Source organism: Methanomassiliicoccales archaeon (assembly GCA_014361295.1).
Lineage (GTDB): Archaea > Thermoplasmatota > Thermoplasmata > Methanomassiliicoccales > JACIVX01 > JACIVX01.
This window is the reverse complement of sequence record JACIVX010000106.1, coordinates 1-823: the sequence shown is the minus strand read 5'-3', so window position 1 is coordinate 823 and position 823 is coordinate 1. Positions and strand designations below refer to the sequence as shown.

1 protein-coding gene is annotated in these 823 nt (G+C 56.3%); it reads left to right on the top strand.

Going from position 1 to position 823, the window contains the following annotated elements:
- Positions 1–823: phosphoglucosamine mutase (locus H5T41_11420; GenBank protein MBC7109368.1), on the top strand; the 823-nt coding region annotated here is incomplete at both ends.

Sequence of the window (823 nt, the reverse complement as noted above, 5' to 3'; positions counted from 1 at the left end):
TTCGACCTCGGCCTTGTCATCTCTGCCTCCCATAATCCGCCCGAGGATAATGGCCTTAAATTCTACAATCCCGAGGGATTAAAACTCGCCGTTGCGGAAGAGGAAAGGGTCGAGGCTTGTCTGAGCTTAAACCACACCGGCCAAAGTTTCGGGAATATCCGCACCTTTTCCGAGGCGCAGGAAAGATATTTGGAGCTTTTACGAAAATGGGTTAAGAGTCCAAGGTTTTCCGGACTAAAAATCGTTTTGGATTGCGCCTTCGGAGCCACGGCAGTAGTGGCCCCGGAGATATTTCAGGAAAGTTGCGCGGAGATCCACCTTCTGGGTGCTGAGCCCGATGGAGCAAAGATCAACGCAAGCGGGGCGGCTTCCCCAACCCTTCTTTCCCAAACGGTGCGCGAACTATCCGCTGATCTTGGAATCGGCTTCGACGGTGATGGCGACCGCGCCGTTTTCGTGGATGAGACGGGCGCAATCGTGGAGGGCGATCAACTCATGGCCGCCCTTGCTCCTCATCTTTTGGGATGGGGCGAGATCCGCAAGAAAGCTGTGGTGTTCACAGTCCTTGCCAATCTCGGGGCGGAAGCATACCTTCAGGAGCGAGGCTTCGAAGTTCTTCGCGTTCCGGTGGGCGATAGATTCGTGGCCTGGACCATGCGGGAGCACGCGATCGATCTCGGCGGCGAGCCCTCCGGCCACATCGTCTTCCGCCGCTATTCCACCACCGGCGACGGAATCCTCACCGGGCTTTTGGTCCTTTCTTATCTCGCTCGCCTGGGAAAGACTTTACGAGAACTGGTTTCTCCAGTTCCCATGTACCCTC